This is a genomic window from Bordetella ansorpii, from assembly GCF_900078315.1.
Lineage (GTDB): Bacteria > Pseudomonadota > Gammaproteobacteria > Burkholderiales > Burkholderiaceae_B > Bordetella > Bordetella ansorpii.
Map to the genome: position 1 here is coordinate 1110034 of NZ_FKBS01000029.1, position 22270 is coordinate 1132303.

Annotated in this window: 22 protein-coding genes and 1 tRNA gene; 8 read left to right on the top strand and 15 right to left on the bottom strand. The window is 66.8% G+C overall.

The genetic code is table 11. The annotated features are described in order from the left end of the window. Window positions 1-140: 140 nt before the first annotated feature. The 3 genes from A7W11_RS26595 to A7W11_RS26600 form a co-directional block, all read right to left on the bottom strand. Window positions 141-1034: a LysR family transcriptional regulator gene (locus A7W11_RS26595; protein ID WP_066421375.1), complete on the bottom strand. Its 894-nt coding sequence runs from the start codon at window positions 1032-1034 to the stop codon at window positions 141-143. A gap of 306 nt (window positions 1035-1340) precedes the next feature. Next, entirely contained in the window at window positions 1341-1607 is a 267-nt protein-coding gene (locus A7W11_RS27790; protein WP_412778753.1) for a PIN domain-containing protein, read from the bottom strand. A 268-nt stretch (window positions 1608-1875) separates the two neighbouring features. Beyond that, window positions 1876-1951, bottom strand: a tRNA-His gene (locus A7W11_RS26600). Window positions 1952-2094: 143 nt separating this feature from the next. On the opposite strand from A7W11_RS26600, the gene A7W11_RS26605 reads away from it, so the two are divergent. From A7W11_RS26605 to A7W11_RS26620, 4 genes are all read left to right on the top strand, one after another. After that, window positions 2095-3555 carry a phospholipase D-like domain-containing protein gene (locus A7W11_RS26605; RefSeq protein WP_066421906.1) on the top strand — a complete coding sequence of 487 codons (1461 nt, stop codon included), beginning with the start codon at window positions 2095-2097 and terminating at the stop codon, window positions 3553-3555. Window positions 3556-3930: 375 nt separating this feature from the next. Further along, the gene (locus A7W11_RS26610) at window positions 3931-4620 is read left to right on the top strand and encodes a class I SAM-dependent methyltransferase (protein WP_082887503.1); all 690 of its coding nucleotides are present in this window, start codon (window positions 3931-3933) and stop codon (window positions 4618-4620) included. 75 nt (window positions 4621-4695) lie between these two features. Continuing rightward, window positions 4696-5670 (top strand): 3-hydroxyacyl-CoA dehydrogenase NAD-binding domain-containing protein, encoded by a 975-nt coding sequence (locus tag A7W11_RS26615; RefSeq protein WP_066421378.1) that lies wholly within the window; start codon window positions 4696-4698, stop codon window positions 5668-5670. A 175-nt stretch (window positions 5671-5845) separates the two neighbouring features. Then, window positions 5846-6346 carry a GNAT family N-acetyltransferase gene (locus A7W11_RS26620; RefSeq protein ID WP_066421381.1) on the top strand — a complete coding sequence of 167 codons (501 nt, stop codon included), beginning with the start codon at window positions 5846-5848 and terminating at the stop codon, window positions 6344-6346. Between the two features lie 51 nt (window positions 6347-6397). Here the strand turns inward: A7W11_RS26620 and A7W11_RS26625 are convergent, their stop codons facing one another. The 4 genes from A7W11_RS26625 to A7W11_RS26640 form a co-directional block, all read right to left on the bottom strand. After that, on the bottom strand, window positions 6398-7837 hold the full coding sequence (locus A7W11_RS26625; RefSeq protein ID WP_066421384.1) for an NAD-dependent succinate-semialdehyde dehydrogenase: 1440 nt from the start codon (window positions 7835-7837) through the stop codon (window positions 6398-6400). A gap of 188 nt (window positions 7838-8025) precedes the next feature. Continuing rightward, window positions 8026-8904: a copper homeostasis membrane protein CopD gene (copD, locus tag A7W11_RS26630; protein ID WP_066421386.1), complete on the bottom strand. Its 879-nt coding sequence runs from the start codon at window positions 8902-8904 to the stop codon at window positions 8026-8028. A gap of 4 nt (window positions 8905-8908) precedes the next feature. Continuing rightward, entirely contained in the window at window positions 8909-9265 is a 357-nt protein-coding gene (gene copC / locus A7W11_RS26635) for a copper homeostasis periplasmic binding protein CopC (protein ID WP_066421388.1), read from the bottom strand. Window positions 9266-9363: 98 nt separating this feature from the next. Continuing rightward, window positions 9364-9864, bottom strand: a complete 501-nt coding sequence (locus A7W11_RS26640; RefSeq protein WP_082887504.1) for a DUF6314 family protein — start codon at window positions 9862-9864, stop codon at window positions 9364-9366. 214 nt (window positions 9865-10078) lie between these two features. Here A7W11_RS26640 and A7W11_RS26645 point away from each other — a divergent pair, with 214 nt between their 5' ends. Next, window positions 10079-11299 carry a pyridoxal phosphate-dependent aminotransferase gene (locus A7W11_RS26645; RefSeq protein ID WP_066421394.1) on the top strand — a complete coding sequence of 407 codons (1221 nt, stop codon included), beginning with the start codon at window positions 10079-10081 and terminating at the stop codon, window positions 11297-11299. A 52-nt stretch (window positions 11300-11351) separates the two neighbouring features. Here the strand turns inward: A7W11_RS26645 and A7W11_RS26650 are convergent, their stop codons facing one another. From A7W11_RS26650 to A7W11_RS26685, 8 genes are all read right to left on the bottom strand, one after another. Beyond that, window positions 11352-11702 (bottom strand): PaaI family thioesterase, encoded by a 351-nt coding sequence (locus A7W11_RS26650; protein ID WP_066421913.1) that lies wholly within the window; start codon window positions 11700-11702, stop codon window positions 11352-11354. A gap of 247 nt (window positions 11703-11949) precedes the next feature. Next, a complete protein-coding gene (locus A7W11_RS26655; protein ID WP_066421397.1) occupies window positions 11950-12930 on the bottom strand; it encodes a Bug family tripartite tricarboxylate transporter substrate binding protein in 981 nt (326 codons plus the stop codon). Window positions 12931-13087: 157 nt separating this feature from the next. Further along, window positions 13088-14632, bottom strand: a complete 1545-nt coding sequence (locus A7W11_RS26660; protein WP_066421400.1) for an acetolactate synthase large subunit — start codon at window positions 14630-14632, stop codon at window positions 13088-13090. 153 nt (window positions 14633-14785) lie between these two features. After that, the gene (locus tag A7W11_RS26665; RefSeq protein ID WP_066421405.1) at window positions 14786-15706 is read right to left on the bottom strand and encodes a LysR family transcriptional regulator; all 921 of its coding nucleotides are present in this window, start codon (window positions 15704-15706) and stop codon (window positions 14786-14788) included. 8 nt (window positions 15707-15714) lie between these two features. Further along, entirely contained in the window at window positions 15715-16089 is a 375-nt protein-coding gene (locus A7W11_RS26670; RefSeq protein WP_066421418.1) for a manganese efflux pump, read from the bottom strand. A 447-nt stretch (window positions 16090-16536) separates the two neighbouring features. Further along, window positions 16537-17214 carry a hypothetical protein gene (locus A7W11_RS26675; RefSeq protein WP_066421422.1) on the bottom strand — a complete coding sequence of 226 codons (678 nt, stop codon included), beginning with the start codon at window positions 17212-17214 and terminating at the stop codon, window positions 16537-16539. A 66-nt stretch (window positions 17215-17280) separates the two neighbouring features. Further along, window positions 17281-18255, bottom strand: coding sequence for a Bug family tripartite tricarboxylate transporter substrate binding protein (locus A7W11_RS26680; RefSeq protein WP_082887505.1), 975 nt, complete (start codon window positions 18253-18255; stop codon window positions 17281-17283). A 203-nt stretch (window positions 18256-18458) separates the two neighbouring features. Then, complete coding sequence (locus A7W11_RS26685) at window positions 18459-19268, bottom strand: FadR/GntR family transcriptional regulator (protein ID WP_235816995.1); 810 nt, start codon at window positions 19266-19268, stop codon at window positions 18459-18461. Here A7W11_RS26685 and A7W11_RS26690 point away from each other — a divergent pair. The 3 genes from A7W11_RS26690 to A7W11_RS26700 are packed head-to-tail and all read left to right on the top strand — an operon-like array spanning window position 19255 to window position 22208. Beyond that, complete coding sequence (locus tag A7W11_RS26690) at window positions 19255-20454, top strand: mandelate racemase/muconate lactonizing enzyme family protein (RefSeq protein ID WP_066421445.1); 1200 nt, start codon at window positions 19255-19257, stop codon at window positions 20452-20454. The two genes, A7W11_RS26685 and A7W11_RS26690, sit on opposite strands and share 14 nt — an antisense overlap. A gap of 28 nt (window positions 20455-20482) precedes the next feature. Further along, window positions 20483-21202, top strand: coding sequence for a ribonuclease activity regulator RraA (locus tag A7W11_RS26695; protein ID WP_156523248.1), 720 nt, complete (start codon window positions 20483-20485; stop codon window positions 21200-21202). Window positions 21203-21245: 43 nt separating this feature from the next. Further along, window positions 21246-22208, top strand: coding sequence for a 2-hydroxyacid dehydrogenase (locus tag A7W11_RS26700; RefSeq protein WP_066421446.1), 963 nt, complete (start codon window positions 21246-21248; stop codon window positions 22206-22208). The last annotated feature ends 62 nt before the right edge of the window (window positions 22209-22270 follow it).

The window sequence follows — 22270 nt, forward strand, 5'->3', positions numbered from 1 at the left end:
CGTGAGGGTTCGCGGACCTGCGGCCGGCGTTGCCTCGACCAGGCATGCCGGCCGCTTTCTTTCATGCTCCGGATCACGCGACCTCGCTGCGCTGGCCGGTTTTCGGCCCACCGTCCGGCCGCGTGCATCCGTGGCGGCTCTCAGAAGTCCTTATATGCCGCCACCGCGTCCACGAGCGCGCGGATATACGTCGGCAGCGCCTGAAGATCCCGCACCAGCATGTCCCGCTGCCGCACCGCCCACGGCTCCTGCAGCGGCACCAGCTTCAGCGCCATCGACCGCTGATAGCGGCGCGCCGTCGATTCCGGCACGACGCTCACGCCCGCCCCACCCTCGATCAGGCGGCACACCGACTCGAAACCCGGCACCTGGATGCGCAGGGCGAATGCGCGGCCGCTAGCCTCGATCTGGTCGCGCAGGAAGGTCAGCAGCGTGCTGTTGTCATGCAGGCTGATGTGTGGGTACTCCAAAGAATCCAGGATGGAGATGTCCTGCCGCTGGGCCAGCTCATGCCCCACGGGCACGCCCAGCACCAGCCGGTCGGTGTAGAACGGAATGCGCTCGATGCCCTGCGTGGCCACCGGCCCCGCGGTGATGCCCAGGTCGATGGAGCCCTCCGCCACCGCGCGTACCGTATCGCGCGTGTTGCGCTCCTGCATGTCGACCACGATGGCGGGCCGCTCGGCCAGGAACGGCGCCAGGATCTCGGGCATGAAGCCGTTGACGGCGGTGGTGTTGGCGAAGATGCGGATGCGGCCCGTGGCGTCGATGCCGCCCGCGCTGAAGTCGCCCTTCAACGCATCCACGTTGCGCATGATGGCGCGCGCGTGGTCGTACAGGCGATGGCCGGACGGCGTCAGCTCCACCCCGCTGCGGGTGCGATACAGCAGCACGCTTTCCAGTTGGCCCTCCAGCGCCTTGATGCGCGAACTGACCGACGGCAACGACAGGTGCGCCCGGCGCGACGCCTTGGTCAGGCTGGAGGATTCGGCGACGTGGATGAAAAGCTGGAGGTCTGCGAGGTCGAAGTGCATCTTAGGCGGAAGAAGGGTCCGCCCGAGGTGCGCGTCATCGGCACGCCGGGCCATGACGAAGCATAACCCCTGTCCCCGATTTTGGGGGACGGAACATAACCGGCGCGATCGTGCCGCCATGCCGCCGCTGTCCAACCTGTCGCTGACCGACAAGCTGTCGTTCGCGGATCACCGCATCCTGCTGACCCGCGGCGGCACGGCGCAGGAGCCGTATGGCCCCGCGCACGCTCACGCATGTGTCCACGGATTGATCACAGTAACGCCCGCAACATCGAACGGGCTGGCCAGCACTTCGAGCTTTTGCCATCAACGCGGCATAGGCCTGGGTGCAGGCCAGGTCAACAGGCAGCACACAGCCGGCGAACAAGGGCAGTCGCGCTTTTCCAAATTTTGCTGCAAGCCTGCACGCCGCTTTCCGGGCGGCAATAGCGCAACTCCTGCCTGCAATTCCGCCACCGTGATGGCGGAAAGAAACAGGGTCTCCATCGCCTGGGCGTCGATCCAATCGATCACCCGATGCTCCGGGACATGTCGAAGCGACTCCGACATCACATTGGTGCCGAGCAGGATCATTCGAAGCTCACCGGACTGGCTGTCGCCTTATCCCGCACCTGCTCGAACACCGCAAACGCTTCATAGGCGGCGGAAAACGCGATCTGAGCCGAATCGGTGCTCCTGACCTCCCTATTCCTACTCGCTCTGGCCCTGCTCGGCCACCCCCGCAAGGTGAAGGCCACGCCGATGTTCCAAGAAATAAGAAGCGGCGATATTTATTTATTAGACTTTTGACCCGGCAGAAAAGAAAAAGCCGCCCAAAGGCGGCTGATCTCTAAAGAATTCTTGGGGTGGCTGATGGGGCTCGAACCCACGACAACTGGAATCACAATCCAGGACTCTACCAACTGAGCTACAGCCACCGCTGCAAAGAAGCGAAACTATAGCATGGCTTTTGGCGTTTGCAAAATATGCTGTCAAGAAATCTTCACGCGCCCCTTTGCTATCCTTGTGGCACCTATCTATCCGTCCCCGCCGCTCCGCCCACGACACGCCCCCGATGCCCATGGACGTCTTCGAGGATTTCGTCACCCATTACTGGCCGCACGTCGCGCTGGCCCTGAGCATCGTCGCCGGCACCGCCGCGGCGGTCCACGCGGCCATGACCAAGCGCGACGTGCGCGCGGCCATCGGCTGGGTGGGCCTCGCCTTGTTCTCGCCCTTGTTCGGCGCCCTGTTCTACGTGGCCGCCGGCATCAACCGCATCCGCCAGACCCGCATGTCGCAGCAACGCGACCAGGCCATGCTGGACTACGCCGTGCACCTGGAATCGCGCGACGTGATCGACGTGGTGCCCTACAGCGCCGCCCAGTTCGCCTCGCTGCGCCTGTTGGGCGACCAGGTCAGCCGCTTTCCGCTGGTGGGCGGCAACGCCATCCAACCGCTGGCGGGCGGCGACGAAACCTATCCCGCCATGCTGGACGCCATCCACGCTGCCCGGCACAGCATCGCCCTGCAAAGCTACATCTTCGACAGCGACGCGGTCGGCCGCGAACTGGCCCTGGCCCTGATCGACGCCCACAAGCGGGGCGTGCAGGTGCGCGTGCTGATCGACGCCATCGGCAGCCATTATTCGCGTCCGCCCATCGTGCGCATGCTGGCGCGCGCGGGCGTGCCCACCGCGCGCTTCATGACCAACCCGCTGGGCCTGCTGCGCATGCCCTATGCCAACCTGCGCAGCCACCGCAAGATCCTGGTGGTGGACGGCGTGCATGGCTTCACGGGCGGTATGAACGTACGCGCCGCCTTCGTGCGCGCGCTGTCCGGCGACCGCACCAACGGCGACACGCACTTCGGCCTGCAAGGCCCCGTCGTGGCCCAGTTGAGCGCCGTATTCGCGCATGACTGGAACTTCACCACGCGCGAGACCCTGCAGGGCGAGGACTGGTTTCCCAAGTCGCTGGCGCGCGGCGCGGGCACGGTGCCCATGCGCTGCGTGCCCTCGGGCCCCGACCGCGCGCTGGGTTCCACGCATGCCATGCTGCTGGGCGCGCTGGCGGTGGCGCAACGCCACGTGCGCATCCAATCGCCCTATTTCCTGCCCGACCAGACGCTGATCGGCGCGCTGGCCACCGCGGCCCGGCGCGGCATCGAAGTGGACATCGTGATTCCGGGGTCCAACAACCTGCGGCTGGTCAACTACGCGATGACGGCGCAACTGGACCAGGTGGTGAGCACCGGCTGCCGCGTATGGCGCACGCACGGGCCGTTCGACCATTCCAAGCTGATGACGGTGGACGACGCCTGGTCGTACATCGGCTCGTCCAACCTGGATCCGCGCAGCCTGCGGCTGAATTTCGAGCTGGATACCGAGGTGTACGACCATGACCTGGCATTCTGGATCGGCGAACGCATCGACACGCTGATCGCGCACGCCCAACGCGTCACGCTGGACGAACTGCGCGCCCTGCCCTTCGCGCGGCGCCTGCGCAACCGCGTGATCTGGCTGGCCAGCCCCTATCTTTGATAAACCGCCGCGACGTTTGATACGCTAGGGGCCTGCCCGGCGCGCCCGCCCGCATGCGCCTCGCATTGCCCGCCCGTGCCTGGCCGTGGGCGTCGTGGGCCCCTGCCGCCCGGCGTCCCGCCCGAGTGCCTGGACGATGCCTGCCTCGAAACGATGCGGCCCCGACGGTGGATCGTACGACCGCCGACGGGCATGCCCCGAAGGGGCTGCGCCCGTGCCCGTTGGCGATCCGGAACTTTTTTGTACCGGAACCGCCTGACAGCAACGCCCTTTTCGCGTGAAGCCCGCCTGCCAACCGCCCGTTGCTTCCGCCCCCATTCCAAGATCCGGCCGCCCGTGGCGACCGGCGTCTTCCCCGCATTCAGGAACCGCACGATGACTTACAGAGTCCGGCAGCACCTCGATCCCTTGTACGCCCTGTTCGGCGTGTTCTGGCAGCGCGTCAGCCAATGCCGCCCCGAGCGCGAGCCTGGCGCCACGTCGCGCTGGCTGGCCGAGCAATGGAATTTCTACCGCGCCTGGCGCGCCAATCCCAAGGGCATCGGCGCCGTGCTGCCGTCCAGCCCCGCGCTGGCCGCCGCCATCACCAGCGAGATCCGGCCCGAGGACGGCCCCGTGCTGGAGCTGGGCAGCGGCACCGGCGTCTTCACGCGTGCCCTGCTGGCGCGCGGCGTGCCGCAGGAAGACCTGGCGCTGATCGAGATGGACGAGACTTTCGCCCGGCAACTGGCCGAACGCTTCCCGCGCGCGGAGGTCTGCCAGGCCGATGCCGGCAAGTTGATGGACGTGCCGCTGTTCGGCGGCCGGCAGGCCGCATCGGCCGTCTGCGGCCTGCCATTGCTCAACTTCCCGGTGCGCCAGCAGGCGCACATCATGCGCGGCACGTTCTCGCACCTGCAACCGGGTGGGGCCTGCTATCTGTTCACGTATGGCTGGCGCTGTCCGATTTCGCCGCGCGTCCTCTCGCGCCTGGGACTGCGCGCGCGCCGCACGCGCGTGGTGTACCTCAACGTGCCGCCGGCGCAGGTCTGGAAGATCACGCGGCGCAGGCGCTGGATCGATTGAGGCCGACGGTCTGCTGCTGCCGCCAGGATGGTACTGTTCATCATCCCGCAAAAAATGCGGGCAGGAGGAGACCCAATGAACGCACAAAGCACGAAGAAAGTCGCAATTGTCTCGACCGGGGTGATTGGCGCCAACTGGGCCACGCTGTTCCTGGCCCGCGGCTATGACGTCGTCGCCACCGACCCGGCGCCGCAGGCGGAATCGGCCCTGCACGCGCGCGTCGCCGCGCAATGGCCGACCATGCAGGCGCTGGGCCTGTCGCCCGGCGCCGATCCTGCCCGCCTGCGCTTCACGGCGTCGCTGGAAGAGGCCGTCTCGAGCGCATCCTTCGTGCAGGAAAGCGCCCCCGAACGCATCGACCTGAAGGTCGACCTGTTCCGCCGCATGGATGCCGCCGCGCCCGCCGGCACGCTGCTGGCGTCCAGTTCCTCCGGCCTGTCGGTCACGGCCATGCAGCAGGCCTGCATCCACCCCGAGCGCGTGGTGCTGGGCCATCCCTTCAACCCCCCGCACCTCATTCCGCTGGTCGAGGTATGCGGCGGCGAGAAGACCTCGCCCGAAGCCATCCAGCGCGCCATGGATTTCTACACAGGCCTGGGCAAGCGTCCCGTCCACGTGAAGCGCGAGGTCAGCGGCCACATCGCCAACCGCCTGCAAGCCGCGCTGTGGCGCGAGGCCTTCCATCTGGTGGACCAGGGCGTGGCCAGCGTGGCCGACATCGACACCGTGATCGCGCATGGCCCCGGCCTGCGCTGGGCACTGCTGGGCCCCTTTTTGAACATGCACCTGTCCGGGGGCAACGGCGGCATCGACCACATGCTGGCGCACCTGGGCGGCCCCATCGAAGACTGGTGGAAGGACCTGGGCCAGCCGGTGCTGACGGAATCGCTGAAGGACAAGGTGGTCGAAGGCGTGGACGAGGCCACCGGCAACCTCACGCCCTTCTGGCTGGAAGCGCGGCGCGACAAGGTGCTGATCGAGCTGCTGCGCCTGAAGGCGGCGACCAACCTGCCTCCGGACGCCGCGACAGGAGCGGCAGGAACGTCCTGATCACCGCGGGCGCGGGCTGGAAAAATTCCCGGCCTCGACGCGGGTGTACAAGCCGGACGGATGCGGCGGCGCGGCCTGACCCGGCGCACGCATTCCGGCATTGCGCCAGGGCCTGTCAACACCCAAAGGAGCCTCGCATAGGCGGGTATCGACCCGACTTTGAGTATGCATCGCCATGGATCACGAACTCGCTTTCCGCCAGGCCCGGCCGCAGGACACCGACCGCTGCCACGCCATCGAAATCTCGGCTTATGAAGGCGACGAGGCCGCCACCCGGGAAAAGATCGCCACCCGCATCGCGCAGTATCCGCAAGGCTTCCTGATCCTGGAACGCGCGGGCCGCGTCATTGGCTTCATCAATTCGGGTTGCGCGCATCAGGTAATAATGTCCGACGAGGCCTTCAAGGAACTGGTCGGACACGATCCGCAAGCGCCGAACGTCGTCATCATGTCGGTGGTGCTTGCCCCCGCCGAACAGGGCAAGGGCCACGCCTCGCGGTTGATGCAGGCCTTCGTGGCCCGGATGCGCCAGATGGGCAAGGAGACCATCCACCTGATGTGCAAGGACCGCCACGTCGCGCTGTACCAGAAGTTCGGCTTCCGCTACGTGAAGCCCTCTGCCTCGAACCACGGCGGCATGGCCTGGCACGAAATGGTGATGACGCTCAACGGCTGAGCGCGCCGCACCGCGGGCGACGAGGCCCGCCGTGCGTCTTGCGCGGCAGGCTTAGACGCCCACCACCGACACCGCCTTGGTGACGAGGTACGGTTCCAGCGCCTCGAAACCGCCTTCGGTGCCGTAGCCGGAATCCTTCACGCCGCCGAACGGCAGTTCGGCCGACGGGGTGGCCGGCTGGTTGATCCAGACCATGCCCACTTCCAGGCGGCGCGACAGTTCGGTGACGTTCTTGAACGAACGCGTGAAGGCGTAGGCGGCCAGGCCGAACGGCAGGCGGTTGGCCTCGAGGATGGCGTCTTCCAGGTTCTCGAAGCTGCGGATGGCCGCGATGGGGCCGAAGGGTTCTTCGTTGAACACGTCTGCGTCCAGCGGCACGTCGGTCAGGATGGTGGGCGCGAAGAAGTTGCCGGCGTTGCCGACGCGCTCGCCGCCGGTGGCGACGCGGGCGCCCTTCTGGGCGGCGTTCTTCACGACCTTGTCCATGGCCGACAGGCGGCGGTCGTTGGCCAGGGGGCCCAGCGTGGTGCCTTCGGCCAGGCCGTCACCCAGCTTCAGTTTCTCGGCGTGGGCGACCATGGCCTGCTCGAACTGGCTCTTCAGGTCTTTGTGCACCAGGAAGCGGGTGGGCGAGATGCACACCTGGCCGGCGTTGCGGAACTTGGCCGCGCCAGCCGCCTTGACCGCCAGTTCGACGTCGGCGTCCTGCGCCACGATCACCGGCGCGTGGCCGCCCAGTTCCATGGTGACGCGCTTCATGTGCTGGCCGGCCAGCGCGGCCAGCTGCTTGCCCACCGGGGTGGAGCCCGTGAACGTGATCTTGCGGATGATCGGGTGCGGGATCAGGTAGCTGGAGATTTCGGCCGGCGACCCGAACACCAGGCCGACCACGCCCTTGGGAATGCCGGCGTCGACGAAGCAGTTCAGCAGCGCGGCGGGCGAAGCGGGGGTTTCTTCCGGCGCCTTGACCAGGAACGAGCAACCGGAGGCCAGCGCGGCGCCGATCTTGCGCACGATCTGGTTGACGGGGAAGTTCCAGGGCGTGAAGGCGGCCACGGGGCCGACGGGCTCTTTCAGCACCATCTGCTGGGCATTGACGTTGCGGGCCGGGATGATGCGGCCGTAGACGCGCAGGGCTTCGTTGGCGAACCAGTCGATGATGTCGGCGCCGGCCATGACTTCGCCCTTGGCCTCGACCAGCGGCTTGCCCTGTTCCTGCGTCAGCAGGCGGGCGATGGCTTCGGCGCGCTCGCGCACCAGCACGGCGGTCTTGCGCATGATGGCGCAGCGCTCGTGGGCCGACATGTTGCGCCAGGTCTCGAAACCGCGCTGGGCGGCGTCCAGGGCTTGATCCAGGTCTTCACGCGATGCGCTGGCCACCTGCCCGATCTTGCTTCCGGTGGCGGGGTTGACGACGTCGATGCGCTGGTTGCCACGGGCTTCGCGCCATTCGTTGTCGATCAACAGCAGGGTGTCGGGGTAGTTGCTCATGCCATCTCCATAAAGTTGTGTCTGGGTGCCACGGCGTCACGTCGCCGGTCTCGGGCAAGAGACTATCACTGCCAGCCCGGATCGCGTAACCCTGCGCGGCCGTTTCCCCGGCGCCTGAAACAGGCCAGTCATCAGGGAATACCGAAGAACATTATCCGCCACCCCAGTGCCGAAACCAAACCGTTCGTTCACCCAGGCGATTGGGTACCCAGCACGGCCACGCACAGCACCGCCAATGCGCCCGCGCACAGGGCATACGCGGTCTGCCGGCGCAAGCGGCGCAGCGCGCCGGCATCGCCCGCCAGGCGCGGCACCAGCACGTACCGGTTGATCAGCGCCAGTACGACCATCGCCGCCACGGCCACGATCTTCGCGGCCAGCCACTGCTGGTAGACGGAGCCGGCATCCACGCCCACGTGCCGCAGGATCAGCCAGGTGTTCACTGCCCCGGTCAGCAAGGCGCCCGCCACGGCGATGTGGCCCAGCGTGGAAAAGCGCATCAGCAGCGGCGTAGCCAGGCCGCGATGCGTGCGCCACAGGCCGAGCAGCGGCGGCACCACCGTCAACGCGCCGATCCAGAACGCCGCGCACAGAATATGCACGATGTTGTTCAGCACGTGCGCCAGACCCGGCAGGCCGTCGTCCATGCGGGCGTGGCCGCTGGCGGCCGTGGCGGCCAGCGCGCAGCCGGACAGCACCGCGAGCCATGCCGGGGAGCGCACGCCCGGCAGGCATAGCGCCACGCACAGGGCCGCCGCGGCGCAGGCCTTGGCGATCCACGCCTGGCCGTAGGTGGTGAGGCTGGCCACCTGCCACAGCGTGCCGGGCGAAGTCATTTCAGCGAGGTCGCCGGTGATCGAGGCCGTCTGGATACCCAGCAGCAGCAGGGTCGCCAGCAGGCCCACCATCGCCAGCGTCCGCCACATCGGCCGCAGGCGCAGGCCCAGTTGGGCGGCGGCCGGCGATTGCCCGCACGCGGCCAGCATGCCCTGCGCGCCGAAGATCAGCATCGGCGCCAGGGCGGCCAGATAACGGCAGACGACGTTGGCCGTCTCCAGGGTGTTCACCGGATCAGGGCTTCACGGTGAAGGCCCATTGGCCGTTCGTCTTGTGGCCGTCCTTGGACAGCACTTTCCACGTCACCTTGTAGTCGGCGGGCGGCAGAGGCTTGCCCACCTTCAGCACCAGCGTCTTGCCGTCGTCCGGGTCCAACGCCGCCTTGCCCAGATCCACCGCCTTGCCGTCCGCGCCCGCCACCGACAGGCTGGAGAACGCCGGTTCGAGGCGCTCGGTGAACGTGGCGCGGATGGATGCCGGCGAAGCCACGGCGCTGTGGGCGGCGGGCGTGGACGTGTCCAGGTGCGCGTGCGCCCAGGCCAGTTGAGGGGCCAGCGCCGCGGCCGCGATGGCCAGCAGGGCTTTCTTCATCTTTCGATACTCCGGTGACTTCCGCGGCCCGAGCCGCGCCAGGCGCCAGCTTAGACCGTCAGGCTGACGGCTGCCCAAAACAATCTGGCGATGGGGCCCTACCGGGCCGAGGGGGATTCATCCCGGCGGAACACCGTCACCGAGACGTAGTCCTTGCGCGGCCCCTTCACGTCGTGGCGGATCATGAACGAGCCATCGGGCCGGAACTCGTACACCGTGTCGTACTGGTCCTGCCCGCACGGATGCGTGGCCGAACCGCGCAGCACGTCGCCGGCGGCGGCCAGCCGGACCTCGTGGAACAGGCGGGGTTCCGGCTCGTCGAACCAGACGCTGAAGCCGTTCTCCAGCGCGAAATACAGATAGGACCGGTGCGCCTGGATCGCCTGCCCTGTGGGCAGGACCAGCGTGCCCGATTCTTCGTAGCGCAGGTGATCGCCCTGGCCGGGCAGGAAACGGGCCTGTCCGGTCATGTTGGCCTGGTTGGAAATGGTCCGCTCGAAGGTCCAGGCGCCGCCCAGGCAGCCGAACACGGCCGGGGCCGACCAACGCCCCTCGTCCTGACGGGAATGCGCCTGAGGGTCTGCGGAGGAATTCGTCATGGGGCGGCACGCCGGCGGGCGGCGCAAGAAACGGGGACACGGTACGGACGCGCCGCAAACCGGCGCGCGAAGCCGATAGCGTACCGCTTTCGCGCTTTCCGGCCGGTCCACCATGACACCTTGTCATTCAGATGCCGGACAGTCTGCGTCGCCTGCTTGTCATGATTTATCATGGCCGACCACCCGCTCTCTTCCCCCCGTAGGATTATTCGTCGTGAAAGTCATAGACAAGTCGACCAAACTCAACGCCGTTGCATACGATATTCGTGGGCCCGTGCTGGACCGAGCGCGGGAGATGGAAGAGGCGGGACAGCGGGTCATCAAGCTGAACATCGGCAACGTGGCGGCCTTCGGCATCCAGCCGCCCGACGAAATCGTGCAGGACATCATCCGCAACGTGGCCGATGCCGCCGGCTACACCGACAGCAAGGGCCTGTTCGCGCCGCGCAAGGCCGTCGTGCACTACATGCAAAGCAAGGGCGTCCAGGGCGTCGACGTCAACGACGTCTACCTGGGCAACGGCGCCTCCGAGCTGATCTCGATGAGCATCAACGCGCTGCTCAACGACGGCGACGAACTGCTCATCCCCTCGCCCGACTTCCCGCTGTACACCGCCGTCACCGGCCTGTCCGGCGGCCGTCCGGTGCATTACCTGTGCGACGAGGAATCGGGCTGGCTGCCCGACATCGCCGACATCCGCGCCAAGATCACCCCGCGCACCCGCGGCATCGTCGTCATCAACCCGAACAACCCCACGGGCGCCCTGTACCCGCGCGAAACGCTGCTGGAGATCATCCAGGTGGCGCGCGAGCATGGCCTGGTCATCCTGGCCGACGAAATCTACGACAAGACACTGTTCGACGGTCACGAGCACATCAGCATGGCCTCGCTGTGCGACGACGTGCTGATCCTGACCTTCAACGGCCTGTCCAAGAACTACCGTTCGTGCGGCTACCGCGCGGGCTGGATGGTGGTGTCGGGCGAGAAGCGCCATGCCCAGGGCTACATCGAGGGCCTGAACATGCTGGCCTCACTGCGCCTGTGCTCCAACACCCCGGGCCAGTTGGCCATCCAGACGGCGCTGGGCGGCTACCAGAGCATCAACGACCTGGTCGGCCCCAACGGCCGCCTGCGCCGCCAGCGCGACCTGGCCTACGACCTGCTGACGCAGATCCCGGGCGTGCACGTGATGAAGCCCAAGGGCGCGCTGTACCTGTTCCCCAGGCTCGATCCCAAGGTCTATCCGATCCAGAACGACCAGCAGTTCGCCTACGACCTGCTGGACCAGGAGCGTGTGCTGATCGTGCAGGGCACGGGCTTCAACTGGGTCAACCACGACCACTTCCGCATGGTGTTCCTGCCCAATATGGAAGACCTGACGGAAGCCATCGGCCGCATCGAGCGCTTCCTGTCGCGCATGCGCAAGGAAGGCTGAGTTCCGTCAGGACCGCGCGGCAGCCCGTGCGCCGCGCGGTCGTCCCTTTGCGTCAGTCACGCACGGCAAAGATCGCATTGGCCTTGAGCACATTGCGGTCGCCCACCCGCAGATGGCAGGTGGCATAGATCAGCCGGCGGCCGCGCTTGTCGATCGTGACGTGCGCCTCGACCCAGTCATCCATCTTCACGCTGCTCAGGTAGTCCAGCGCCATCTGCGCCGTGACCACCGCCGTGCCCGTCTCTTCGACCAGCACGGTGCCCAGCGCGCAATCGACCAGCGTGGCGAGAAAGCCCCCGTGCGCGATGCCGTGCACGTTGGCGTGCGGCGGCGCGATGCGCACCGCCAGTACCTTTTTCGAGGCGTCCCAGTACAGCTCGCCCAGCTCCGCCATGCGGGTCATGAAAGCGCTGGTCGAGTCCCAGGGGACGTAGTGGTCAGGAATGTTCAAAACGGATTCCGCGAGAAAGCCTCGGCAAACGGGCGAGGCATCGCACGCAAGATAGCAGACGATGGAAACGGGCGTGCGCGGAGCGAGAGGCCCGCGGGGCCGCAAATCGGCACGCCAGCGGATCCGCCTGCATGAACGGCAGCGGCGCGGATGTCCGCGCCGCCTTTCGCCTGCAGACCGACGCCGGGCGGTCAAGCCCTCAATTGGCCGTGATGTTCCGTTCCTTGATCAGCGCGCTCCAGCGCTTGCGTTCGCCCGCCTCGAAGTCGCCGAGCGCCCTGCCGCTGATCGTGCCCGGCGTGGCGCCCAGCGCGGCCAGCTGATCCTTCACGCCTTGCGAGGCCAGTGCCTTGTTCGCGGCGTCGATCAGTTTTTTCTGCACGCCGTCCGGCGTGCCGGCGGGCGCATACAGCGCGAACCAGGCGGTCACGTCGAAGCCCTTCAGGCCCGACTCGGCCACGGTGGGCACGTCGGGCAAGGCCGCCGACCGCTGCGCCGAGGTCACCGCCAGCGCGCGCACGCGGCTGCCGTCCTTCAGTTGCGCCAGCGTGCTGGGCAGGTTGTCCATCAGGATGTCGATCTGGCCGCCGATCAGCGCGGGCATCGAGGCCGACACGCCCTTGAACGGCACGTGCAGCATCTGGATGCCGGCCGCCTGCTCCAGGTAGGCGCCGGTCACGTGCACGGAAGAGCCCACGCCCGGCGAGCCGTAGGTCATGGGACGGTCCTTGCTGGCTTTCGCGCGGGCCAGCAGGTCCTGCATGGTCTTCATCGGCGAGTCCTTCTGCACCGCGATGACGTTGGGCGTGGTGAACACCATCGACAGGGGGGCGAAGTCGCGGGCCGCGTCGAACGGCATGTCCGGATAGATGTACTGGTTGATCGTCTGCGTGCCGATGGTGCCCATGGCGATGGTGTAGCCATCGGCGGGCGAGCGCTTCAGGATGCCCATGCCGATGTTGCCGCCGGCGCCCGCGCGGTTGTCCACCACGATGGACTGGTTCAGGTACGGGCCCATGGCCTGCGCGATGATGCGCGCGGCCAGGTCGGTGGTGCCGCCCGCGGGATACGGCACGATCAGGGTGATGGGCCGGGCGGGATACGCCTGCGCGTGGGCGGCGACGCTTGCGGCCGCCAGCGCCAGGGCCGCCAGCCCCTTCAAGATCGACGTTGTTTTCATGGGTGTTGTCTCCTAGTGCTGCCGAGGCTGTCATGGCCCGCGCCTCTTTCCGGGCTGCCGCCAATACGCTGCCGCATTCGACATGCGCAGTGAATCCGGTCCTCCTTTTCGGGCGCCTCGCCGTGCACGGCGCCCGCCCGGACCGGACGTGCAGTCGTCAAATCATCAATTCGATCAGGAAAGGCCCCTGCCTGCCGAAGCTGCTCTTCATCAGGTCGGCGCATTGCTCGAGCGTGGTGGCGCGGGCGCCCTCCACGCCCATCGCGTTGGCCAGGCCGACCCAGCTGATGCCGGGGTTGCCCAGGTCGAGCATGCTCATGGCCGTGGCGCCGGGCGTGGCGCCCACGTTCTTGTACTCGCCGATCAGGATGTTGTACTTGCTGTTGTTCAGGATGATCGTGGTGCAAGGCAGTTGCTCGCGCGCCTGCGTCCACAGCGATTGCAGCGAGTACATGGCCGAGCCGTCCGCCTGCAGGCTGATCACGCGGCGCTGCTTGCCCGCGCCGATGGCCGCACCCGTGGCGACGGGCAGGCCGTCGCCGATGGCGCCGCCCGCCAGATGCAGCCAGTCGTTGGCTGGCGCGGCGTGCGTGAACTTGTAGAAGCCTCGGCCGAACGACACGCTCTCGTCGGACACGATGGAATTGTCGGGCATCACCGCCGCCAGCGTCTGCGCCAGGCCTTCCGGCGTGGGCGCGCCCGTGACGATCTCGGGGCGCGGACCCGGATCGGGAATCGCGGCCTCGGGCGCGTTCAACGCGCGCGCCAGCCCTGCCAAGGCCTGCACCGGGTCCTGATCGGGGCGCGACAGCACGTGCAGTTGCGCATCGGGCGCGTACTGCTCGGACGGCATGCCCGGATAGCCGAAGAAGCCGACCGGGCCCTTGGCGTTGACCAGGATGATGTGCTTGAAGCGCTCCAGCGCCTTGATCGCCACCTCCATCACGTAGGGCACGCGTTCGAGCTGCATGCGGCCGCGGCCGCGCGAGACGTGCGAAGTGACGTAGTCGGCCATCACGGCCGCGCCGGTGGCCTGCGCCACGCGCCACACCAGTGCCTGCGCCTCGCTGAGCACGGCGTGGCCGGCCAGCAGGATCAGCGTATCTTTGCCATGCTGGCGCAGCGTGCGCGCCGCGTTCTCGATGGCGTTGCCGTCGATGGCCGGCGGCGTCGGCACGCTGGCCGCCGCGCCCACCGCGCCGCCCTCGTTCCACGAGGTGTCGGCCGGCAGGATCAGCGTGGCGATCTGGCCCGGGAACACCTGCGCCGCCGCGATGGCTTCGGCCGCGTCGCGGCCCAGGTCTTCGCTGCGCATGCTGGTGCGCACCCATTGCGACACGGTCTGCGCCATGCCGATGGTGTCGGCGGTCAGCGGCGCGTCGAACGGACGGTGATAGGTGGCCTGGTCGCCCACGATGTTGACGATGCCGCTGCGCGCGCGGCGCGCGTTGTGCAGGTTGCCCATGCCGTTGGCCAGGCCCGGGCCGCAGTGCAGCAGCGTGCAGGCGGGCTTGCGGGCAATGCGGAAGTAGCCGTCGGCCATGCCCGTGACGACGTTCTCCTGCAGGCCCAGCACGCATTTCATGCCGGGAACCTGGTCCAGCGCGGCCACGAAGTGCATCTCGCTGGTGCCGGGATTGGCAAAACACGTATCGACGCCGGCGGCAAGCAGCGTCTTGACCAGGCTCTTCGCGCCATTCATCAGGGGATCTCCGGAAATTTTGCCCAAAACCTGTCGATTTTTGGCGCGAAGGGAGCCGGCGTAAAGCAATTAATAATTGCCACGTGATGAGAATTACTCATTAACTTCGGATATTTCCCTGGGACAACTAGGGATAACGATGACTGCGATGCGTCACCAGGTGGGCAATTTCTGCTCCTGCGCGAACTGCCTGGCCTCGTCGCGGATCCACTGCCGGAAGCACTGCAAGGGGTACTTGTCGTGTATCTCCAGCGGGTAGGAAAGCTGATAGGCATCCTCGCCCGGCAGCACCAGTTCGTGCGCCCGCACCAGGCCGTTGTCCCAGGCCGACTGGGGCACGAAGAACTCGGGCACCAGCGCCACGCCCAGGCCCGACTCGGCTGCGCGCACCACCAGCGATTGCAATTCGAACCCCGCGCTGTGCACGGCATCGGGCTTGAACGGCACGCCCGCGGCATCGAACCACTGCCGCCAGGATTCCGGCCGGGTCGTCGAGTACAGCAAGGGAAACTCGCACAGGTCCTCGGCGCGCGCGATGCGGTCGCCGATCAGGTCGCGGCGCGCGACCACGATCATGCGTTCGCCGAACAGCAGTTCCAGCTTCGCGTGCGGCCACACCGGCTTGCCGTGGTGGATGGCGACGTCGAAGTGTTCTTCCTCGAACGAGAAAGGCTCGGTCCGCACGCCCATGTTGATGCGGATGTCGGGATACGCCGCGTAGAAGCGCGGCAGGCGCGGAATCAGCCATTCCTGCCCGAACGTGGGCAGCACGGCCAGTTCCAGGTTGCCGCGTCCGCTGCCGTGCGCGGCGATGGACATGGTGTCGCGCTGCAGCGCGCGCAATGCTTCGCGCACCTGCTCGCTGTACAGGCGGCCGGAACGGGTCAGCGTCACGCGCTGCTTGACGCGGATGAACAGCGACACGCCCAGCCCCTCTTCCAGCAGGCTGATCTGGCGCGAGACGGCGCTTTCCGTCAGAGACAGCTCACGGGCGGCCAGGGTGAAGCTTTCGTGGCGGGCAGCGGCTTCGAACGCGCTCAGCGCGGCCATGCTCGGCGTGCGGATGCGGCGCATGATTCAGGTCACTCGGCGAGATAAGGGCAACCAGCCCCGCACAATGCGGGCTGGCGGGGTCGGGCCTCGTCCCCCGGCAAGCCTTCGAAAAGGCGATACCATGGCGGACAGGCCTTGACCGACCGAGTGTAAGCGGTCGGCGCAAGGGTCGCCGCGCGGGCGCCCGGCGTACCAGGCGTCATGGCGTCGATGCTGGTGGCCAGGCCCGTCAGCGCGGTGCCGAGAATGCCGCGGCTGTTCGGCGACTCTTCCTCTTCCTCGTCATCCACCTTGAACGACTCGCGGATCATGTGCGCGCCCAGCAGGAACAGCAAACTGAACGCCACCCAGTGGTCGTACGCTTCGATGTACTTGGACGCGACCGAGCCGAGCAGCCAGCCCACCGCGGGTGGTCATAGCTTCGACCACGCCGAAGATCAGGCCGATCTTCAGCGCTTCGGCCAGACGAGGTTTGAACATGCCGGCCCCACGGGCGAGGGACGCGGCGAATGCATCGGTGGACATGGGCAGACCGGGCATGAGCATGGAGATAGGATTCACGGAAGCAAGGCCGGGGCAACGGACACAGACGAACAACACCCGCGCCCGGCCATGCCTCGCGACTATTGCCCGTTGGTCCCGCCTACCTGATTGGTTGCGTTCGCCACGGCAAGACTGCCGAGTATGTTGACAAACGCGTCTTCCGAATTAAACGGAAGCGGGCTACTCCCAAAGAAGGAGCCGCAGTGCAGCCTGTTGTTGTGACAGCGGGAAAAAACGGGCCGGGCTGTGGGGTTTCAGAGAGGGCGACGTCGTTTCTCGCCCTGAACGATGGCCAGATGCGCCGGCCCTCATGCCTGCAAGGCGCCGATCCGCTTCAGGGCCCGTCGACCGGCTTCGGCCGCCTGAGGATGCGCATGCTGGGCGCACAGGTCCGCGATGTCCTGCAACGAACGATCCGGGCGCGCGGTGATTTCCCGCGCGACCGCCTCGGCCACGTAGAAATCTTCGTACGCAGCCAGCTCGCGCAGCAAGCCGTGGTCCGCCAGGTCGAGCGAGGGTATCAAGGCGGGCAGGATGGCGTCGGCCTCTTCGTCGTGCGCCAGGCTTCGGATCCACGCGGCCAGGGCGAGTGGATCCTGGCCGATGGGAGCGCGTTCGGGATGGCGCGCTTCGAGCGATGATCCGGCATCGCGCGCAAGTTGGACCTGCGTCAGATAATCCAGCAAGGACGCATACACCACGCGGCTGCCGTCATCGTGCGATAGAAAGAATACCGAGCCGTGCAGCGGACCTGCCATCACGTAGAGATGATGATTGCTGGTCTGCGCATCGTCCAAGGCGACGCCATCCAGGATGCGGACCAGCGGATGAAAGCTCAACTGCGCGGAAAGCGCGCGCGCATCGGGCTCGGCCAGCAAGAGGCTCTCTTCCAGGTCCGGATCGCACAGGCCTGCCGCCTCGGCCTGCCGGAAGTATTCGAGCAGTTCGGCGGGCAGCGGGTTGCCGGAGGAAAAATCGAAGCGCATGCGAGAAACCTGTTTGAAGATGACAGGCCTCTAGCGTACCCGCCCGCGCGCCCTGCCGGCCCCCCTCTATTCCATCTTGATCCCGCGGGTGGAAATCAGCCTCCCCCAGCGGTCCCATTCCTTGGCCTGGTAGGCAGCGAACGTAGCCGGATCATTGGCCACGATTTCCAGGCCCTGCTTTTCCAACTGCGACGCCACGGCAGGGTCCTTGATGGCCTTGACCGCGGCCTGCGCCAGCTTGTCCTTCACGTCAGCGGGCAGGCCGGCTGGCGCGGCCAGGCCTTGCCATGAATAGACCTCCGCTCCCGTCACTCCCGACTCGGCCAGCGTGGGCACGTCGGGCAGCACGGGCGAACGATGCGTGCCGGTGACCGCCAGCGCGCGCATCTGGCCTGCCTGGATGTACGGCAGCACGGCGTTGACGTTCTGGAACGAGTACTCGACCTGACCGCCGATCAGATCATTGATCGCGGGCGCGCCCCCTTTGTACGGAACGTGCAGCCCGGCGGTCTTGGTCTGCTGAAAGAACAGTTCGGCCGACAGATGATCCGAGGCCCCGAAACCCGAGTTGGCGAAGGTGACGGTGCCCGGCTTGGCCTTGAGTTCGGCAATCGCCTCCGCGACGCTCTTCACGGCATGGCTGGTGCGGGTCACGAGCACGTTGGGCGCCTGCACGGGGATGGTGATGTAGTCGAAGTCCTTGCGGGCATCGTAAGGCGTCGCCTTGTTCAGGTGCGGCACGATGACGAAAGGCCCCAGCGACGCGAATACCAGCGTGTAGCCGTCCGGCGCGGCGCGCTTGGCCTGGCTCATGCCGATGATGCCGGTGGCGCCGGGCTTGTTGTCGATCACGATGGATTGGCCCAGATTGTTCTGCATGGTCTTGCTCATCATTCGGGCGATCGTGTCGGTGGAGCCCCCGGCGGGAAACGGCACCACGATCGTGATGGGCTTCTCCTTGGGCCAGGACGTCTCGGCCCGCGCGCCGGCGCTCAGTGTCATGCCCAATGCAACCCCAGCCAAGGCGGTAGTCCATTTCATTGCGTGTCTCCTGCGTCCAAGAATGGTTGTTCGTGGGCACTTTTGTCGTGCCGTGTGAGATTCTTGGAAGGGACTGGTGCGCGGGCAACTTTTCGAGAAAGTTGTATTACATGCTTTGTGCCTAATGCCGCGCGCCTGATTGCTTACGTACCTGCGAGAAGCGTGTGGCGGCCGCTACGCCACTCTGGGGAAATCCCTGATCCTCAGCCCGGGCCGAACAGCCGGGCGATGCCGCTGCGGATATGCGCCACCATCGCCTGGCGCGCCGCCTCCGGATCGCCGCGCGAGATGGCGGCATCGATGGCCGCATGCTCTTCGCGGATGTCGCGCAAGCGGCGGATGTTGGGCTGCGCCGAGAACTCGCGGATCAGCCGCGTGGCCATGCGCCGGTGGTCGCGGATGGCGGCCATGGTCATCGAATAAAAGTTGTTGGCGCTGGCCTTGGCGATCGCTTCGTGGAACGCGATGTCTTCCTCGATGCTTTCCGTGCCGCGATGCACCGCCAGCTCCAGCAGGCGCCGCCGCGTACTGATCTCCTCGACCAGCCTGCGGTCTGGATTGTTGGCCGCCCAGGCCGCGCACTCGCCTTCGATCACGCAGCGAAACTCAAGAAAAGCGCGTACCTCGTCGACATTGCCGATGGGGTCGAACGGGACGCTGCGCAACCGCGGCTGCCCCACGTAGTTGCCGGACCCGCGACGGGAGACCACCCACCCTTCGGCCCGCAGGCGGGCCAACGCCTGCCGCACCACTGGACGGGATACGCCCAGCATCTGAGCCATAGCGTTTTCCCCAGGCAGTTGCTGGTCCGCCTGCAATTGCATACGGTCGATCAAGCCCAGGATGCCCTGGTAGGCCAGGTCGGTCAGCGGGGAAATGTGCATGGCGTGGATCCTCGCATGCATTCTAGAAGTTGTATTACAGCTTAAGCAAATTTTTGACGTGCGCGCCACAGCGTTGCGAGGATGCCCGGCATTGCCAACCAGCCCGGACAGAATCATGTCGAGAATCACCAAGCTGCGCACCGTGCGTATTGCCGAGCGTCCCAACCTCATCTGGATCGAGATCGAGACCGAAGACGGATTGACGGGATTGGGCGAAACCTTCCGCGGCGCGCACGCCGTCGAAGCGGTCATCCACGACCAGATCGCCGCGCAGATCCTGGGCCAGGATGCGCGCCACATCGAAGCCATCTCGCGTCAGCTGCACACGCCGTACGTCGGCTTCCAGGGTGCGAGCGCCGAGATCCGCGCCGCCAGCGCCGTCGACATCGCGCTATGGGACCTGAAGGGCCAGCGTCACGGCATTCCCATCCACGAAGCGCTGGGCGGCGCCAACCGGCTGGAGATCCCTGCCTACAACACCTGCGCCGGCTATTCGTACAACAGCAACAACGTCGCGCGCCGCGTCATCAGCGGACAGGACACCGCGCAAGGCCCTTACGACGACCAGGTGGCCTTCAACCAAGATGCCGGCCGGCTGGCGAACAGCCTGCTGGAAGAGGGTTATCGGGCCATGAAGATCTGGCCGTTCGACGTGTTTGCCGCCGCTACCGGCGGCCAGAATATTTCGCTGCGCGACTTGAAACAGGGACTCGAGCCGTTCCGGCAGATCCGTCATGCCGTGGGCGACGAGATCGAGGTGATGTGCGAGCTGCATAGCCTGTGGGGCGCCCTGCCCGCCGAACGCATCTGCCGGGCGCTGGAGGACTACGGCGTATTCTGGGCGGAGGACCCCATCAACAAGATGCACGACATCGACGCGCTGGCGGATCTGCGCTCGCGCGTGAAGGTGCCGATCTGCGGCAGCGAGACGCTGTCCGGCTCGACGCAGTTCCGCGAGCTGATGGCCGCGCAGGCCGTGGACGTGGTGATGCTGGATCTGGCCTGGTGCGGTGGACTGACCGAGGGCCGCAAGATTGCGGCCATTGCCGAGTCGCACCGCCGCGCACTGGCGCCGCACGACTGCACCGGCCCCGTCACCTTGATGGCAGGCCTGCATCTGGCGCTGCATGCGTCCACCGCCATCTTCCAGGAAGTGGTACGCGCCACGCTGTCGACCTGGTATCGCGAGCTGGTCACCGAACTGCCTGCGCTGAACCACGGCGTGGTGGCCGCCCCGACCCTGCCCGGCCTGGGCACGGCCCTGCATCCCGAAGTGAAACAACGCGCCGACGCCGTCGCGCGCGAATCGCACTGAACCCTTTTTCCGCATTGGACATACGAGCATGAGCATTCTTACCCCCGAACTGCGCCAGGCACTGGAGAAAGTCAGCACCGCCACCCTGGCCACCGCGCTGTACAAGCGCGGTTTGCGCCAGCAAGCCATCCAGGGCGTGACGCCGTTGCGGCGGCTGAGCAAGAGCATGGTGGGCGAGGCCTTTACGCTGCGCTACATCCCCGCGCGCGAAGACCGCAACGGCCTGGAAGTGTTCCGCAATCCCGAGCATCCGCAGCGCAAGGCCGTGGAAACCTGCCCGCCCGGCGCGGTCATGGTGATGGACAGCCGGGGGGACCCGCGCGCGGCTTCCGCGGGCGGCATCCTGGTTACCCGTCTGATGAAACGCCGCGTGGCCGGTGTCGTCACCGACGGCGGCTTCCGCGACGCCGACGACATCGCGCAGATCGAGATGCCGGCCTTTCACAGCCGTCCCTCGGCGCCCACCAATCTGACCCTGCACGAGGCGCTGGACATCAACGTGCCCATCTCCTGCGGGCAGGCCCCGGTGTTTCCGGGCGACGTGCTGGTCGGCGACAACGACGGCGTGATCGTCATCCCCGCGCACCTGGTCGTGGAGATCACCGCGGAAGCGACCGAGATGACCGCCTTCGAGGACTTCGTCATCGACGAGGTGCGGGAAGGGCAATCCATCATCGGCCTGTACCCGGCGACCCATCCCGAGACCGCGGCTCGCTTCGCGGCATGGCGCGCCCAGCAAGGCCGTTGATCGCGCGCCAGGCGCATCCAGACCAGCACAACAGGAGACACGGATGAAGGCAGGCAGTGCGTTGAAAGTGCGGGTACTCAGGCAGCATCGCCCCCATGCCGCCAGATTGGCGTCGCTACTGGGCGAAGCGTTCGACGTGCAGGGCGCGGCCGCGCCAACGGCCGACGCCGACGTGCTAGTCACCACGCATCTGTCGCCGGACGAAGCCGCCACGACTCAGGCGCGCCTGATCCAGGTGCCGGGCGCGGGCACCGAAGGCATCGCCTGGCAGCGCCTGCCCGCCGGGTGCCTGGGTGCGAACGTGTATTGCCACGAAATCCCGATCGCGGAATACGTGCTGCACGCCGCGCTCAGCCATGTGTTGCGTGCGCATGCGCCGCTAGCGCTGACGGCATGGTCCTGGCCGTCCGCCTACCTGCATCGTCCATTGCGCGGCGAAATCCACGGGCAGCGTATGACGGTGGTCGGCACGGGTCACATCGGCCAGGAAATCGCGCACCGTGCCCGCGCATTTGGCATGACGCTGGTGGGCGTCAACCGCAGCGGTCGTGCGGCCGCCGGCTTCGACAGGACGCTGCCGGTGACCCGGCTGGACGAGGCCCTGCCAAACACGGACGTGCTGGTGCTGTGCTGCCCGTTGGATGACTCCACGCGACAGTTAATCGACGGCCGCCGGCTGGGCCTGCTGCCCCACACCAGCCTGCTAGTCAACGTGGCGCGCGGCGAGGTCGTGCACGAGCAAGCGCTGTATCTCGCCTTGCGGGACCGGACGATCGCCGCGGCCGCGCTGGACGTCTGGTATCGCTATCCGGCGGCGGACGATCAAGCCCTGGCGCCATCGGCCTATCCATTCGACGAGTTGGACAACGCGTCCATGACCGCGCACATCTCTGGCTGGAGCCGCGGCCTGATCGAACGGCGCTATCAGGCCATTGCCCGGAACATCCTGCGGCTGGCGGCCGGAGAACGTCCGGCCAATCAGATGTGGCCGCCATCACCGGCCTGATCGCCAGCCGCGCAAGACCATAACGATTCCATAAACGGCCCGGCGCGGCTGCGCCAGGGCTG